This is a genomic window from Trichococcus collinsii (assembly GCF_900107505.1).
In the GTDB taxonomy this organism is placed as follows: Bacteria; Bacillota; Bacilli; order Lactobacillales; family Aerococcaceae; genus Trichococcus; species Trichococcus collinsii.
In genome coordinates, this window is sequence record NZ_FNQH01000002.1 from 204,214 (window position 1) to 219,700 (window position 15,487).

The 15,487-nt window shown below is 46.0% G+C and carries 12 protein-coding genes; 6 read left to right on the forward strand and 6 right to left on the reverse strand.

What is annotated here, in order from left to right; genetic code table 11:
• Window positions 1-10: 10 nt before the first annotated feature.
• The 4 genes from nrdE to BLV66_RS05300 all read right to left on the reverse strand — a co-directional run bounded on the left by nrdE (window position 11) and on the right by BLV66_RS05300 (window position 4,200).
• Entirely contained in the window at window positions 11-2,188 is a 2,178-nt protein-coding gene (gene nrdE, locus BLV66_RS05285) for a class 1b ribonucleoside-diphosphate reductase subunit alpha (protein WP_086987476.1), read from the reverse strand.
• A complete protein-coding gene (gene nrdI / locus BLV66_RS05290) occupies window positions 2,181-2,546 on the reverse strand; it encodes a class Ib ribonucleoside-diphosphate reductase assembly flavoprotein NrdI (RefSeq protein WP_086987475.1) in 366 nt (121 codons plus the stop codon). The genes nrdE and nrdI overlap by 8 nt, the downstream gene beginning before the upstream one ends.
• A 244-nt stretch (window positions 2,547-2,790) precedes the next feature.
• A complete protein-coding gene (locus tag BLV66_RS05295; protein WP_086987474.1) occupies window positions 2,791-3,501 on the reverse strand; it encodes an alpha/beta fold hydrolase in 711 nt (236 codons plus the stop codon).
• Between the two features lie 24 nt (window positions 3,502-3,525).
• Window positions 3,526-4,200, reverse strand: coding sequence for a uracil-DNA glycosylase (locus BLV66_RS05300; RefSeq protein ID WP_086987473.1), 675 nt, complete (start codon window positions 4,198-4,200; stop codon window positions 3,526-3,528).
• Window positions 4,201-4,393: 193 nt separating this feature from the next.
• Between BLV66_RS05300 and BLV66_RS05305 the strand changes: the two genes are divergently transcribed.
• The 4 genes from BLV66_RS05305 (at window position 4,394) to BLV66_RS05320 (ending at window position 8,687) form a co-directional block, all read left to right on the forward strand.
• The gene (locus BLV66_RS05305; RefSeq protein WP_086987472.1) at window positions 4,394-5,263 is read left to right on the forward strand and encodes a Cof-type HAD-IIB family hydrolase; all 870 of its coding nucleotides are present in this window, start codon (window positions 4,394-4,396) and stop codon (window positions 5,261-5,263) included.
• 78 nt (window positions 5,264-5,341) lie between these two features.
• A complete protein-coding gene (locus BLV66_RS05310; protein WP_084253768.1) occupies window positions 5,342-5,494 on the forward strand; it encodes a YvrJ family protein in 153 nt (50 codons plus the stop codon).
• Between the two features lie 312 nt (window positions 5,495-5,806).
• Complete coding sequence (locus BLV66_RS05315; protein WP_176974148.1) at window positions 5,807-7,960, forward strand: amino acid ABC transporter substrate-binding protein/permease; 2,154 nt, start codon at window positions 5,807-5,809, stop codon at window positions 7,958-7,960.
• Window positions 7,953-8,687 carry an amino acid ABC transporter ATP-binding protein gene (locus tag BLV66_RS05320; protein WP_086987471.1) on the forward strand — a complete coding sequence of 245 codons (735 nt, stop codon included), beginning with the start codon at window positions 7,953-7,955 and terminating at the stop codon, window positions 8,685-8,687. The genes BLV66_RS05315 and BLV66_RS05320 overlap by 8 nt, the downstream gene beginning before the upstream one ends.
• Before the next feature lie 113 nt (window positions 8,688-8,800).
• Here BLV66_RS05320 and BLV66_RS15885 read toward each other — a convergent pair whose 3' ends face one another.
• A complete protein-coding gene (locus BLV66_RS15885; RefSeq protein WP_086987470.1) occupies window positions 8,801-9,970 on the reverse strand; it encodes a 3D domain-containing protein in 1,170 nt (389 codons plus the stop codon).
• A 298-nt stretch (window positions 9,971-10,268) separates the two neighbouring features.
• On the opposite strand from BLV66_RS15885, the gene BLV66_RS05330 reads away from it, so the two are divergent.
• Entirely contained in the window at window positions 10,269-11,807 is a 1,539-nt protein-coding gene (locus BLV66_RS05330; protein ID WP_086987469.1) for a Ppx/GppA family phosphatase, read from the forward strand.
• 54 nt (window positions 11,808-11,861) lie between these two features.
• Complete coding sequence (locus BLV66_RS05335; RefSeq protein WP_086987468.1) at window positions 11,862-14,036, forward strand: RNA degradosome polyphosphate kinase; 2,175 nt, start codon at window positions 11,862-11,864, stop codon at window positions 14,034-14,036.
• 19 nt (window positions 14,037-14,055) lie between these two features.
• Here the strand turns inward: BLV66_RS05335 and brnQ are convergent, their stop codons facing one another.
• On the reverse strand, window positions 14,056-15,402 hold the full coding sequence (gene brnQ, locus BLV66_RS05340; RefSeq protein ID WP_086987467.1) for a branched-chain amino acid transport system II carrier protein: 1,347 nt from the start codon (window positions 15,400-15,402) through the stop codon (window positions 14,056-14,058).
• Between the last annotated feature and the right edge of the window lie 85 nt (window positions 15,403-15,487).

A 15,487-nucleotide genomic window follows, 5' to 3' on the forward strand; every position in this document is an offset into this window, starting at 1 on the left:
CGCTGCATCATCAGATGGTGCATGATTCGCAAGCGTTCGCTCCGATTTCGTCGTTGTTTTCCGTAAAAGTACGCACATAATAAATCGATTTTGCGCCTTTTCTCCATGCGTAATTGCGCAGGATATTCAGATCGCGTGTCGTCATTTTATTTGTGCGCCCTTCTTTCCATTCGTACATACCTTCCGGCAATTCGGAGCGCATGAACAACGTCAGACTCATGCCTTGGTCGATATGCTTTTGGGCAGCGACATAAATATCAATGACACGACGCATATCGATGTCATAGGCTGAGCGATAATAAGGCATCGTTTCGTTGGAAAGCTGCGGAGCCGGATAATAAGTCTTCCCGGTTTTCTTCTCTTGACGTTCTTCGATCAGACGCGTGATCGGGTGCAGGCTCGCGCTCGTCTCATTTACGTAACTGATCGAACCTGTAGGCGCAATCGCCAAACGGTTTTGGTGATACAAGCCAAATTCATGGACGGCTTTCTTCAGATCAGACCAATTTTCCTTAGTAGGCACTTTGATTCCTTCAAATATTTGTTTCACTTTTTCAGATTGGAAAACGACATCGGAATCGGTGTACGCATCAAAATATTCTCCGGTATAGTATGTGGATTTATCGAAATTAACGAATGCTTCTCCGCGTTCCTTAGCGATTTTATTGCTGGCTGCCAACGTATAATAATTCAAAAGCATAAAGTAGATGTCCGTGAATTCGATGGATTCCGGCGACCCGTAGTGCATCTGATTGGTTGCGAACATCGTGTGCAAGCCCATGCCGCCCAAACCGATTGTGTGCGCTTGATCGTTCCCGTTTTTGATTGTAGGGACCGCATCGATGCTTGAGTGGTCGGTTACGTAAGTCAAGGCGCGGACCATCGTTTCGACCGATTTCCCAAAATCAGGCGACTTCATCAGATTCGGAATGTTCGTTGAACCCAAGTTGCAGCTGATGTCCGTTCCGAGCACTTCATATTCCTGTTTATCATTTAACAACGAAGGTTGTTGCACTTGCAGGATTTCCGAGCAAAGATTGCTCATGACGATCGTTCCGTCCACTGGATTGGTGCGGTTTGCCGTATCGATGTTGATGATGTACGGATAGCCGGATTCCTGCTGTAGTTTACTGATTTCGTTCTCAAGGTCACGGGCACGGATTTTGGATTTTGAGATTTCCGGATTGTTGACCAGATTTTCGTATTCTGCAGTGATATCGATATAGGAGAACGGTTTACCGTAGATTCGCTCCACATCATAAGGACTGAACAGATACATCTGATCGTCCTTCGCCGCCAACTCGTAAAATTTGTCCGGAATGACCAGCCCCAAAGAAAGTGTCTTCACGCGGATTTTTTCATCGGCATTCTCTTTTTTAGTGGATAGGAAAGCGACGATGTCTGGATGGAATACATTCAGGTACACCGCACCAGCTCCGTTGCGCTGTCCCAATTGGTTGGAATAACTGAAGCTGTCTTCGAGAAGCTTCATGATCGGCACGACGCCGCTCGATGCGTTCTCGATTTTTTTAATTGGATCCCCTGCTGCACGGACGTTCGACAGGTTCACGCCGACGCCTCCGCCAATGCGGGACAACTGCAGAGCACTGTTGATCGCGCGGCCGATGCTGTTCATGTCATCCGTCGTTTGGATCAGGAAGCAAGACACCAATTCCCCGCGGCGTTTTCTGCCTGCATTCAAAAAGGTAGGTGTCGCTGGTTGGTAACGTTGATGGATCATCTCTTCCGCCAGGTCGACAGCCAATTGCTGGTCCCCGTCAGCCAAAAAGAGTGCATTGAAGACGATCCGGTCTTCGTAACGCTCCAAATACCGTTTGCCGTCGTTCGTCTTCAACGCATACTGGGTATAGAACTTGTAGGCTGCCATGAACGATTTGAAACGAAATTTCTTGTTGTACGTATCCTGCATTAACTTTTTGATGAAATCAAGCGGGTATTTTTCCAAAAACTCTTTTTCGATGTAGTCTTGCTCGATCAAATAATTCAATTTTTCATCCAACGTATAGAAGAATACCGTGTTCGGATTCACATGCTCCAGAAAATACGCCCGTACGGCTTCCTTATCCTTATGTAAAGGGATGGCGTTATCAATCGGACGATTGATTTCGTTGTTCAATTTATAATAGGTTACATCATCTGTTTTAGTTACTAATTTTGGACTATCCAAGTTCCGTCACCTTCTCTTTCAAAATCTGAATGTCTTTCTCGTTTCCTTGAAACTCAAACAAGTGCAGCAGCGGGACGCCATAATCGCGTGCCAAGTCTTTTGCGGTAAAACCGAAAAGCTTTCCGAAATTCAGGTTCCCGCCACCTGCCACGCCCTTGAAGTAAGCACGGTTTTGATCCGTCTCAATGAAATCGGCCAAAATATCCGTCACCTCTTTGTCGTAGGTCGGGGCCACGATTATAAAGGGCTCCTCAATCTTCCGGAATGCATTTTCCGCCGTCAATTCGATCGTTTCAAGGTCCAGTTTATTCACGAACTTCCTCGTTTGGCCGGTCAACGACATAAACACTACCTTCATTTTGCATCACCCTTTTCCCAACTGTTATTCATCTATTATACGGTTGCGAGGATAGAATTACAACAAGAAAAGACACAACATATAGTGCGTGATTCTCGGAACCACACAACATATCGTGCCTTTGTTTGTATTTTCACTATAACCGTCCAGAAGCTGCACAGCAACGAATGGTTGCCACCGGCTACATTTCAGAATTTCATTCTAACATAATTTCTCAGAAGCACCTCCTGATACGCTCCGTAAATCACAAGCTTGTATAGAATTTTTTTGCAAGACGTTCCAGCACTTTCGGATTATCCACGAAAAAGCCATGACTTCCCCCGGGCACGATATATTTTTGCGAACCTGAAATCAGGCGGTGCATCGCTTCCGTTTGGTCATCGCGGATCAGATCAAATTCCCCCGCCAGTAGCAACGTTGGTGTTTGGATGCTGCGCAACGCATCAGCCGAAAGGTCCAGTTCCTCCAGCATCAGATTATGAACGCAGAGTCGATGGATTTTATCCGGATCGTTATCCGGCAACGCAAGCAACTCCTCGTAACGTTCAAGCGTTTCGTCATTGCAAGCATCGGTCAGACCGTCCGCTTCGTAATTCGCCCCCATCGCGATCAAAGAAGCACTCCGCTCCGGATGATGGGCCGCGAAATACAGGCCCAGATTGCCTCCATCGCTGAATCCGAGCACGTGGACCCTTTGAATACGCTCTTTTTCGAGCAATTCAAGGACGTCCTCTGCAATCTGCTTGAAGGTCAACCGTTCCACTCCCAGATCCGATTTGCCATGTCCTCGCGTATCAAGCGCATAGACCTTGAAGTGTTTCTTGAAAAAAGGAAACTGCTTCGCGAAAATGTCCGAACTTTCGCCGTTTCCGTGCAACAGAAGCAATGCATCGCCGGTACCGCCTACCTGATAATACAGTTTTCCTTTTCTGGTCTTTAATGACTTCCCTTTCATACGGCAATGCCCCTTCCTTCTATATTATTCTGGCAAACGCCAGTCAATCGGTTCCATACCGAACGATTTGAGCGCTTCATTTGTTTTGGAAAAAGGCTTTGATCCGAAGAAGCCTCGATAGGAAGATAACGGGCTTGGATGCGGCGATGTTATTACGACATGCTTTGTTGTGTCGATGAACACTTTTTTGGCTATCGATGCATTTCCCCACAGGATGAAGACAACCGGTTCTTCCCGATCGTTAAGTGCTCGGATGACGGAATCGGTCAACAACTCCCAACCTTTACCGCGATGTGAATTAGCTTCCCCGCTGCGAACCGTCAGGACTGTATTCAGAAGGAATACACCTTGCTTCGCCCAAGCTGTCAGGTCGCCATGTTTCGCAATCGGAATACCAAGATCATCCTGCAGTTCCTTATAAATGTTGACCAAGGATGGCGGTAGCTTGACTCCTTTCTGCACGGAAAAGCTCAATCCATGCGCCTGGTTGGGACCGTGATAAGGATCCTGCCCCAGTATGACCACTTTCACTTTGTTGTAAGGCGTAAGTTCGAAAGCTTCCCAGATATGATCCATTCCGGGATACACCGTCTGGTTCAGATACTCCTCTTTCAGGAAAGCGCGCAATTGCTGATAATACGGCGCTTCAAATTCCTTTTCCAACTTTTCTTGCCACTCATTATGGATAATTGCTTTCATATAACCACCACTATCTGTCATTTTTTCATTTCCGGATGCGCCTATCTTAACATAATTGGCTGATCTTTTTCAGTCCATCCGCTCCTGAGGCGATTAATTTATCCAGTACTGAACAAATTTCCAGTGAAATTGAAAAATCATGGTAGAATATAAGAGTGAATATACTGCAATTACCGAACAGGAGGATGAATGCATGATTGAACTGATCGTCTCGGATATGGACGGCACATTATTGAACGATAAAATGGAAGTCTCCAAATCAAACGTGAGCGCCATCAATGAAGCAAATAGATTAGGTATCAAATTTATGGTGGCTACCGGTAGAGGATATACCGAAGCTGTGCCAGCATTGCATGAAGCTGGTATCGATTGCCCCATGATCACGCTGAATGGCGGGCAAGTATTTGATGAAGATGGACAACTGGTCGAAAACCTAGGAATTGATAAAACAACCACACGCCATATTTTGGAAGATGTGAGAAAGTATGGTCTTTATTGCGAACTAATGACATCCAAGGGTATATTTTCGGATGACAAAATCCGCCGAATCGAGTCAATGACTTCCTTACTGCATGAGACAAACCCTGACACGACCTTTAAAATGGCCCTTGTTCTGGCAGTTGCTCGCCTGGAACTGATGCACGTAAACTACGTTGAAAATTTCAAAGAAGTTTTGGATGACAAGGCTCAGCAAGTCCTGAAGATTTTGGTATTCAGCGATGTCGGTCAAAGCGAACTGGAACCGATCCGTATCAAACTGGCCGAAGACAGCCGTGTGGTCGTGACCTCATCCTTCAGAAATAACATCGAAATCAATCATGCGGAAGCCCAAAAAGGCATTGCTTTGGAAAAATTCGCCAAAAAAAGAGGCATACCGTTGCAAAATGTCATGGCAATCGGGGATAACTTCAATGATGTCTCCATGCTGAAAGTAGCAGGCGCCAGCTTCGCAGTCGCCAATGCCGAAGATGGGGTCAAAGAATACGCGAAGTACCTCACTTCCACAAACTCAGAAAATGGTGTTGCCGAAGCCATCATGCGTTGCATCAACGAGAATTTATGATTTCGAAACCGAAAGACTGACAGTTACATATCCCTTCCTGCTTACGTCTTTATAGATGTAGGAAAGGTGGTGTAATGAATGGATGCGAACGTGGATGTGCTGGCGTATATGGAATTGATCAGCAATACCGGCTTTCCGATTGTGATCGCGATGTACTTGCTGCACCGGATGGAAAAAAAGCTGGATGCACTGGTCGGCGCGATTGAAGACCTGAGCCGGGCCTTTAAATGATCACTCCCTTACCACACCAGACCTAAAAAAAGCCTTGACATGACAGCTTTTATGCCATCATGCCGGGGCTTTTTGATGCAAATTTCCGAACGTTCCCGAATACTCCAAATTGGTTGACACTCTTTTGTTAGCGTTTTTATAAAAATCGGTTTTCGTGTCAGAATTTCTGACATAACCGTGTCGTTATATAATTGTGGTTTCTGTGAATTTAAAATATAATCTCAATGTGGTATTATATGAATATTCAAGCAGAGGCTTCATCGTAATCTCATGGTTATTCAGAAGGAATGCTGATTATAAGGAGGAAAAAATATGTTAAGCAAGAAACTGCGACTAAAGTTGCCGATGCTCTTCATGGCTTTGGGCTTTTTTATTTTTGGGTCAGCCCAGCACGAAGTAGTTGAGGCAGCAGAAACACAAAAGTTTGTCATCGCGACAGACACCACTTTTGCACCATTTGAATTCCAGGATGCGAACGGCGAATTTGTCGGCATTGATATGGAACTCATCCAGGCAATTGCGGAGGACCAAGGATTTGAAGTGGAGATTCGTCCTTTAGGATTCAATGCCGCGCTACAGGCCTTGGAAGCTAAACAAGTCGACGGCGTCATCGCCGGCATGAGCATCACGGACGAACGGAAACAAACGTTTGACTTTTCGGAACCGTATTTTGAAAGTGGCGTGGTCATGGCAGTTGCCGATGACAGCGACATCTCAAGCTACGAAGATCTTGAAGGCCAAAATGTGGCCGTCAAAACAGGAACAGAAGGCGCAACATTTGCCGAATCCATCAAGGATGAATATGGCTTCACTACAACTGTTTTTGAAGATTCCGCTAATATGTATCAAGATGTCCTGTCCGGCAATTCTGTAGCGGCATTCGAAGACTATCCGGTAATGGCCTACGCCATCGAGGACCAAGGCTTGGCATTGAAACTGGCTACCGACAAAGAAGCCGGCGGTTCATACGGTTTTGCAGTAGCAAAAGATACAAACCCTGAATTGCTGGCAATGTTCAACGCAGGTTTGGCCAATCTGAAAGAGAATGGCACTTACCAAACCATCCAAGAGAAATATCTCGGTGCTTCCGTTGATACGAGTCTGGATGTCCCGGCACAAAACGGAAAAACTTTTATCATCGCAACGGACACAACTTTCGCCCCATTCGAATTCCAGGACGCTAACGGCAACTATGTGGGTATCGACATGGATCTGATCCGTGCAATCGCCAAAGATCAAGGTTTCGGAATCGAAATCCGTCCGCTGGGTTTCAATGCCGCCCTTCAAGCGTTGGAAGCTAAACAAGTGGATGCTGTCATCGCCGGTATGAGCATCACCGACGAGCGTAAACAGACTTTTGATTTTTCTGAACCGTATTTCGAAAGCGGTGTGGTTATGGCTGTTGCTTCCGATAGCGATATTGACAGCTATGAAGACTTGGAAGGCATGACCGTGGCCGTTAAAACCGGAACGGAAGGCGCAACATTTGCCGAGTCCATCAAGGATGAATATGGTTTCACTTTATCGACTTTCGATGATTCAGCCAATATGTATCAAGACGTTATCGCCGGCAATTCCGTTGCGGCATTTGAAGATTACCCGGTTATGGCCTATGCCATCGAAGGTCAAGGCATCGCATTAAAACTGGCTACCGAAAAAGAAGCCGGTGGTTCTTACGGAATCGCAGTCGCAAAAGACACGAACCCGGAACTGTTGAATATGATCAACACAGGATTGGCAAACTTACAGTCCAACGGTACTTATGAAGAAATCGTCAACGATTATCTTGGTTCTGATACCAAGGCAAGCAACACTTCCTTCTTCGGACTGATCCAAGAAAACTGGAAGACTTTATTGCAAGGTTTGGGAAGAACAATCCTGATTACCTTTGCATCCATTATGATTGCATTGGCACTGGGCATCTTCATTGGCTTGTTCAGCGTATCCCCTAACAAAGCATTAAACTGGATCGCAACTATCTATGTTGATATCATGCGCGGTGTGCCATTGATTGTCTTGGCATTCTTCGTATACTTCTCGATTCCGCAATTGATGGGTATCCGGATGAGCTCGACGGTTGCGGGGATCATCACCTTGAGCTTGAATGCGGCAGCCTATCTGGCTGAAATCTTCCGCGGTGGTATCAAAGCGGTTGATGTCGGACAGATGGAAGCAGGACGCAGCTTAGGTCTGACTTATCAAACGACAATGAACAAAATCATTTTGCCGCAAGCAATCCGCATCATGATTCCTTCATTCATCAACCAATTCGTCATTACTTTGAAGGACACATCCATTTTGTCCATCATCGGCCTAGTCGAGTTGACACAGACCGGTAAAATCATCATCGCCAGAACCTATGCTTCCGGTAATATGTGGTTAATCATAGGATTGATGTACATCATCGTCATCACAATCCTTACGAAGATTTCCAAAAAACTTGAAGGGAGATTAAAGAATGGCTAACGCAAAAATAAAAGTCACGAACCTGAAGAAAAGCTTCGGAAGCAACGAGGTTTTGAAAGGAATCGACCTCGAAGTAGCTGAAGGCGAAGTGGTCTGCATCATCGGCCCTTCCGGTTCAGGAAAAAGTACCCTTCTGCGCTGTCTGAACAAGCTGGAAGAAGTCACCGACGGCCACGTACTGATCGACGGAAAAGACATCACCGAAAAAACCACGGACATCAATAAAGTACGCGAAGAAATCGGTATGGTTTTCCAACATTTCAATCTTTTCCCGCACCTTTCGGTAATGGACAATATCACATTGGCTCCGGTTGAACTGAAACGGGAAAATAAGGAAGCCGCAAAAGTAAAAGCAGTTGAATTATTGGAAACAGTCGGCCTGTCCGAAAAAGCTGACGCTTTTCCAAGCTCGCTATCCGGCGGTCAAAAACAACGTGTCGCTATCGCGCGCGCGCTGGCAATGAACCCAGAGATCATGCTTTTCGATGAACCTACATCCGCGCTTGACCCTGAAATGGTCGGTGACGTCCTTGAAGTCATGAAAAAATTGGCAAAACAAGGAATGACCATGGTTGTGGTAACACATGAAATGGGCTTCGCCAGAGAAGTCGGACATCGCGTCATCTTCATGGATGGCGGATACATCGTCGAAGAAGGCACGCCTGCTGAAGTATTCGGCAACCCGCAACACCCGCGTACGCAAGATTTCCTGAACAAAGTTTTATAATAGCATCATGCAACAGAAAAGGCGCCGCAAGCTCTCCAACAAGCTTACGGCGCCTTTTTTGTTTTGAAAAAAAGGTCTGCCTCTTCGCGGAGGCAGACCTTCCTGTAGCTATTTTATTGCAGTATGGTGATCGTCACTGTTTGTCTGCCGAAAGCAAGAGCGGCATTCAGATCTTCCATATGTAAGTCAATTTTGTTTCCTACGATTGCTCCACCAGTATCCCCGGCAATTGCGATGCCATAGCCTGGCACACTGACTAAGCTTCCCAATGGAACCACGGAAGGATCTACCGCAATAACCATCGGATTGACCGACAAGTCGATGCCAGTAGCGGTAAAGTTGGATAGGCCTGCTTCGTGTCGCGAATAGGCTGTTGCCGATACGACTAATGTCTTGCCTTGGGCAGCAGGTGTTTCCGTCACTGTTGGAGTAGTAACTGTCACGACTGGCGCGGTTTCAGCTGCGGCAACGGAACTGTCTGTGATTTGGCTTACTGTTGGTTGCGAGGATGATGCAGATTGGGCAACCGCAGCAGCTCTGCTAGCATCTGCAATTTGCTGCTCTTCCTCCGCTTTTATTGCGGCTGCAACCGCTTCGGCATCAACTTTGGCTTGAGCCTCTTCGGCAGCCAAACGGGTAGCTTCTTCGGCATAATCCGTTTTCACCTGAGACAACACAGTTTGATTTTCAGAAAGGATGCCCTTCAAAGAAGTCAGTTCTTCAGCCAACGCAGTGGATTCTGAATTCAGGCGGCTTTCTGCATCTTTGACTGACTCGATTTCCTCAGCCAACTGCTCTTCCAGTGCCGTTAGTTTCTCCTCTTCCAAAATCGCAGATTCAATCTGTTGATTGTCAGCTGCCTGCAATTGACCGACTAGATAGGCCCTGTTGATGAAATCAGCGAAATTTTCGGAGTCCAGCAACATCAAAACCTGATTCGTCGTTGCATCCGAAATCTGCAAGGCAACTAGCCTCGTTTTCAGCTGGTCTTTACGCGACGCAATCAGTTCTTTTTGCTCTTCGATAGCCGCTTTTGTTTCGATTTGGCTTTTTTCAGTCGCAACAATCTGTGCTTTCAAGTCATCGATCCCCATCTGCTTCAGGTTGATTGATGCCAATGTTTCACCGATTGTCACTTCCACAGAAGCGATTTGAGCTTCCGTCTTTTGTTCTTCTTGGGTTAAAGTATCTAAGGTGGAACCTTGAACTTGTGTAATGGAAAGGGTCAGGCTTGCTGCCAAGCCGGCCAACATCAGTTTCCCTATACGCTTTTTATGATTCAAAATCTCACGCCTCTCTTTTCTCGTTGGAAAATGCTCCTTTATTATATCGAATTTCCCTTGACGAAGGGTTGCATTCCTTTTACTGTTTCATTTCAAATGATTCATTCAACATACATTTCGTCTTATAACGAGCAGCTTCGTAACCTTTCCGTAACATACGATTCCTTTCCGTAACATCATTCTGCCTTTCTTGCCTAAATCAGCAACTGAAAAGATAATTTTATGACAAACTTGCCGAATTCCAGTAAAATGGGAAGTGAGGAATCTTGGAAGACCCGGGATTCAGAAGGAGACGCTCATGTTATTAGAGAGAATAGGTTTAATCGATATCGGATCCAATACCATCCGGTTGGTCATCTTTGAAGTCGATGAACACTTCACGATGTTTCAAGTCCAGAATATCAAGACCCCGGCACGCCTGTTTCAATATTTGGACAAAAAGAAAAAGATGTCCCAAGCAGGGATCGATGTCCTTATCAAAGTCCTGAAAAGTTTCAAATCCGTTGCTGATCAGTACCAAGTCAACACGCTGATGCCCGTTGCGACAGCCGCCATCCGCCAGTCCACCAACCGCGATGACATCATCGCGCAAGTACGCAAGAAGACCGGCATCGAAATGCTGTTGTTGCCGGAAGAAAAAGAAGCCTTTTATGGGAATTATGCCGTTCTGCATACGACCCAATTCCCTAGCGGCATCACAATCGACATCGGTGGTGGCAGCACGGAAATCACCTACTATGAAAATAAAGAGCTCCTGCAATACCACAGCTTCCCTTTCGGGGTCGTGACCTTGAAACAGATGTTCTTCGAAGGCAAAAATCACAATGACCCGAAAGCGATAAAGAAGATGCAGGAATTTGTGAAGGAACAGTTCAAATCGATTAAATGGCTCAGCAAAAAACAAGTGCCGATCGTAGCTATGGGCGGCTCTGCCCGAAGCATCGCGAATGTCCACCAACGCCAAGTCAATTATCGCTTAGCGGGCGTACACGGATACCGTATGTACCGGAATGATCTCCAACAGACAGTGGATTTATTCCAGTCATTGAGTATTCCGCAGCTGCAGAATCTGGATGGGCTAAGCCGAGACCGTACCGATCTGATCATTCCCGCGAACGTGGTATTCAATACCCTCTTCGATGAAGTGAAGGCCCCAGTGTTCCTGTTCAGTAATAAAGGTTTGCGTGAAGGCATCGTGATGGAATTTCTCAATAACAAGTACGAAAACAAAGCCTTCAGCGTTTTCAATATTGCGGCTCAAACAGTCAGCAGACTGGCCGCTAGCTACCACACCTTAGCGCATGTCGCGCAACAACGGGTTAAATTGGTCGATATGCTGTACGATGAATTGTGCCGACTGGGTATTTTTGACAAGAATCCTGACATGGAAAAACTATTACATTTCGGAAGCTACCTTTATTATCTTGGGCAATTCGTCGAGACCGGCGCCAGTTCGCAGCATACTTTCTACATCATCTCCAACAGCGACTTGGATGGCATCAGCCACAAGGAACGAGTAAGCATCGCTTTATTGGCCAGTTTCAAAAACCGGTCACTTGTCAACCAGTACCTGCTGGGCTTTACGGATTGGTACACCGTGACCCAGATTGATCAGCTGCAATCATTCGGCGGTATCATCAAATTTGCTGACGCCATTAATGACTCCCATATGGAAGTCATTAAGGACATAAAAATCAATAAGACAAAGAACGGGCACGATCTGGTGCTTTATTATAAAGGTGATATCCTTGCCGAAGAGTATCGCGCCGAGCGTCAACGCAAACATATCGAGCGTCTGCTCAGCGGTAAACTTAACATTGTATTTACAAAAATTTAACAAAATTATGTTATAAATAAAGCTCACAAATCGAACGAACGGATGTGTAATATAATGGAATCAGATAGTAAACCCAATCTCGCTAATGCAGATTATTATTTCAATCGAGAGTTGAGTTGGCTGGACTTCAACAAACGTGTCATTGAGGAAGCGAAAGATCCTCAGAACCCTTTGCTTGAACAGCTGAACTTTTTATCCATAGCAAGTTCCAATCTTGATGAATTCTACATGGTTCGGGTTGCCGGATTACAGGATCAGTTCAAACTTGGCTATCATATGACAGACCGCAAAACCGATATGAGCCCCCTTGAACAGTTGTCTGCCATCTCTGATAAAAACAATGGAAATATTTCCTTACAATATGAGTACTATTATGAACTTTTGAATAAATTGGCTGAAAAGCATTTCCGCATCAAAAAAATCAGCGATCTTTCCGAAAGTGAATTCGCGGTCATAGAAGAAACCTTCCATGAGCAAATTTTCCCTGCTTTGACACCACTTGGGATCGATGCATACCGCCCCTTCCCTAACTTGAACAACAAATTGGTCCACATTTTCGTCAATTTGGAAAAGGAGGATACGACCCGGGTCGCAATCGTTCCTATTCCCGCTCCGCTGCAACGATTCATCTTGTTGGATGAAAACAAAAACGACATCGGCATCGTACTTTTGGAAGACGTCGTGCGCCACTTCATTCATACCTTATTCAAAGGCTTCACTGTCACAAACAGTTTCAGCTGCCGAATCACCCGCAATGCGGATTTGGAATTGCATGAAGATGGTGCGGATGATTTGCTTTTGGTCATCCAGGATTACCTGAAGAAGCGCAAAAATGGAATGGCCGTCCGGCTTGAAATCGACACCCGCGATACAATCGACTCGCTTCAAGCTGATGTGCGTTTTCTGCAGACGGAACTGGATCTTGAGGACCGCGATGTATATATGATCGAAGGGCCGCTGGATCTTACTTTCCTCAGTAAATTGACCCGTCATCTTGCGATTGCTTCGCCAGATGATGTTTATCCTAGCTTCTCACCGGTCACACCAAGTGATCTGTCCGGAAAAGACATCTTTGATGTGGTCGAAAAACAGGACGTCTTCCTGCACCACCCTTATGATTCATTCGATCCGGTCGTAGATTTCATAAAGAGTGCCGCTGAAGATGAAGATACGATTGCCATCAAGCAGACCCTTTACCGCGTCAGCAAAGATTCACCGATCATTGAAGGCCTCAAGACTGCAGCTGAATCCGGCAAACAAGTCACCGTGCTTGTCGAGCTGAAAGCCCGTTTCGATGAAGAAAACAACGTGCAATGGGCCAAAGAATTGGAAGAAGCCGGGGCTCATGTCCTTTACGGGATGACCCATTTGAAGACCCATAGCAAGATCACGATGGTCGTAAAGAAACATCATGAGCGGATCGTCCGCTATGTCCATCTGGCAACCGGAAATTATAATGATAAAACCGCCAGACTTTATACTGATATGGCCATCTTCACCGCAAATAAGGAAATCGGCGAGGATGCCACAAACTTCTTCAATTACTTGAGTGGCTATTCAGATCAACCGGAGTACAATCACCTGCACGTGTCGCCTTTCGAAATCCGTGATTCCTTCATTGAATACATCGACGACGAAATCGCCTCCCATGAACAATTTGGAAATGGGCATATCATCGCGAAAATGAATTCCTTGACTGACAAACGCGTCATCATGAAACTGTACGAAGCCAGCCAAGCAGGCATCAGGGTGGATCTGATTATCCGCGGCATCTGCTGCCTGAAGCCCCAAGTTCCCGGCGTCAGTGAGAACATCCATGTCCGCAGTATTGTTGGCCGCTTCTTGGAACATAGCCGAATCTACTATTTCCATCATAATGGGGATGAAAATCTTTTCCTTTCTTCCGCTGACATGATGACCCGTAATATGATCAAACGCGTCGAAATAGAGTTTCCGATCCTGGACAAAGCCATCAAGAAGGAGATCCTGTCTTTGATGGATGTCTACCTTGCAGACAACACGAAAGCTCGCGAACTGCACCCTGACGGGACCTACCGACATGTCCGTAATGATAAACCAGCCGTGGATGCGCAAAAGTATTTCATGGAACTGGCGAATAAGGAAAAAGAAATACCAACGCTTTCCGAAAAAGATTCCTGGTTAAAAAAATCCAACGAAGATTCAAGAAATGACGGCAAAAAAAGAAGGTCCAGAGCTACGCGCTCCTGACCTTCTTTTTCTGCCGTCATTAGGCTAATTTATTGTTTTTCGAAATTGCCAATCCAATCGCAAAACCGATTACGGATGGGATCAGCCACCCCATTCCGATATCGGATAAAGGGATAGCTGAATCGGTCCAAGCGATGACACCGTTCATGCCGACTGCGTCCTTGATTCCTTGCGGCAAAGCTTTCAGGAAATCAATGATCGCAAACGGCAAGGTGAACAGGGTCGTCATCTGGTAGACAATCGTCCGGTCGTTGAACAAGCTGCTCATGATCGACAGCAAAATCAAAGTGATTGCGAGTGGATAAAGGAACATCAACACCGGAATCGAGAACGCGATGATCTGACTTAAGCCCAGATTTGCCAACCCAAAGGAAATAGCGGTGAAAAGATATACGTATTTTTTATAGTTCAGTGAGTTGGGAAACATAAGCACAAACGTTTCGCTGATGGCCGTGATCAACCCGATTGCTGTTTTTAGGCAGGCAACAGTGATGATGACCGCAAACAGAACAGCGCCGAAGATGCCGAAGTACTCGTTTGAGATTTGCGCCAAGGCAATACCGCCGTTGTCGCTTATTTCAAAAACACCACGGCTTGTTGCACCCAAGTAAACCAGCGAGCCGTAAATGACAGCCATCAACAACATGCTGATCGTTCCGGCTTTTATCGTATCTCTTGCGATGGTAGTCGTTTTTGTGACGCCCAGGCCTTGGATCGTCGTTACCACGATGATGCCGAAAGCCAAGGAAGCCAGAGCATCCATCGTGTTGTACCCTTCCAAAAAGCCTTTGAAGAATGCGCCTGTCTGATAGCTCGCATCCACGGATATTTCACTCGCTATACCCATCGGCGCGAAAAAGCCGAAGAAGATCAAAATCGAAAGAAAAACCAAGAAGATCGGGTTCAGAACCTTACCTACCCATTTTAAAATTTCTGATGGCTTCAGTGAGAACCACAGCACAGCCGCGAAGAAAAGCAACGAGAACAGGAACAGCGCCATTTTTGTCATCGAAGGATCCAGATAAGGCGCAAAGGCTGCCTCGAACGAGACGGTCGCTGTACGCGGCGTCGCAAAAAATGGACCGATCGTCAAATAGAGTGCGGCGGTGAAGAACACGCCGTATTTCGGATGGATTTTACTCGCCATTTCCAGCAGGCTTTCTTTACCTGACAGCCCCATCGCCACGATACCCAGAAACGGTAGCCCGACTGCCGTCACGATAAACCCCAATATCGCCGGAATCAAGTTTTGGCCAGCCAATTGCCCCATATGGACCGGGAAAATCAGGTTGCCGGCACCGAAAAATAAGCCGAAGAGCATGGAGCCTATATATATGTATTCTTTATTCGATAATTTCTTATCCATTAAGTCTCAGCCAACTTTCTGTTTCAATTTTTTTCATTCTATCACGGCATTTCCCCTGTTACTAGAATTGATAGCGCTAACCAAA

Excerpts from the sequence above, each read along its gene's own strand:
- BLV66_RS05310 (WP_084253768.1), top strand. The coding sequence starts at position 5,342 with ATGGATGCGAACGTGGATGTGCTGGCGTATATGGAATTGATCAGCAAT.
- BLV66_RS05315 (WP_176974148.1), top strand. The coding sequence starts at position 5,807 with ATGTTAAGCAAGAAACTGCGACTAAAGTTGCCGATGCTCTTCATGGCT.
- BLV66_RS05330 (WP_086987469.1), top strand. The coding sequence starts at position 10,269 with ATGTTATTAGAGAGAATAGGTTTAATCGATATCGGATCCAATACCATC.
- BLV66_RS05295 (WP_086987474.1), bottom strand. The coding sequence starts at position 3,501 with ATGAAAGGGAAGTCATTAAAGACCAGAAAAGGAAAACTGTATTATCAG.
- nrdI (WP_086987475.1), bottom strand. The coding sequence starts at position 2,546 with ATGAAGGTAGTGTTTATGTCGTTGACCGGCCAAACGAGGAAGTTCGTG.
- BLV66_RS05320 (WP_086987471.1), top strand. The coding sequence starts at position 7,953 with ATGGCTAACGCAAAAATAAAAGTCACGAACCTGAAGAAAAGCTTCGGA.
- BLV66_RS05335 (WP_086987468.1), top strand. The coding sequence starts at position 11,862 with ATGGAATCAGATAGTAAACCCAATCTCGCTAATGCAGATTATTATTTC.
- BLV66_RS05305 (WP_086987472.1), top strand. The coding sequence starts at position 4,394 with ATGATTGAACTGATCGTCTCGGATATGGACGGCACATTATTGAACGAT.
- BLV66_RS05300 (WP_086987473.1), bottom strand. The coding sequence starts at position 4,200 with ATGAAAGCAATTATCCATAATGAGTGGCAAGAAAAGTTGGAAAAGGAA.
- brnQ (WP_086987467.1), bottom strand. The coding sequence starts at position 15,402 with ATGGATAAGAAATTATCGAATAAAGAATACATATATATAGGCTCCATG.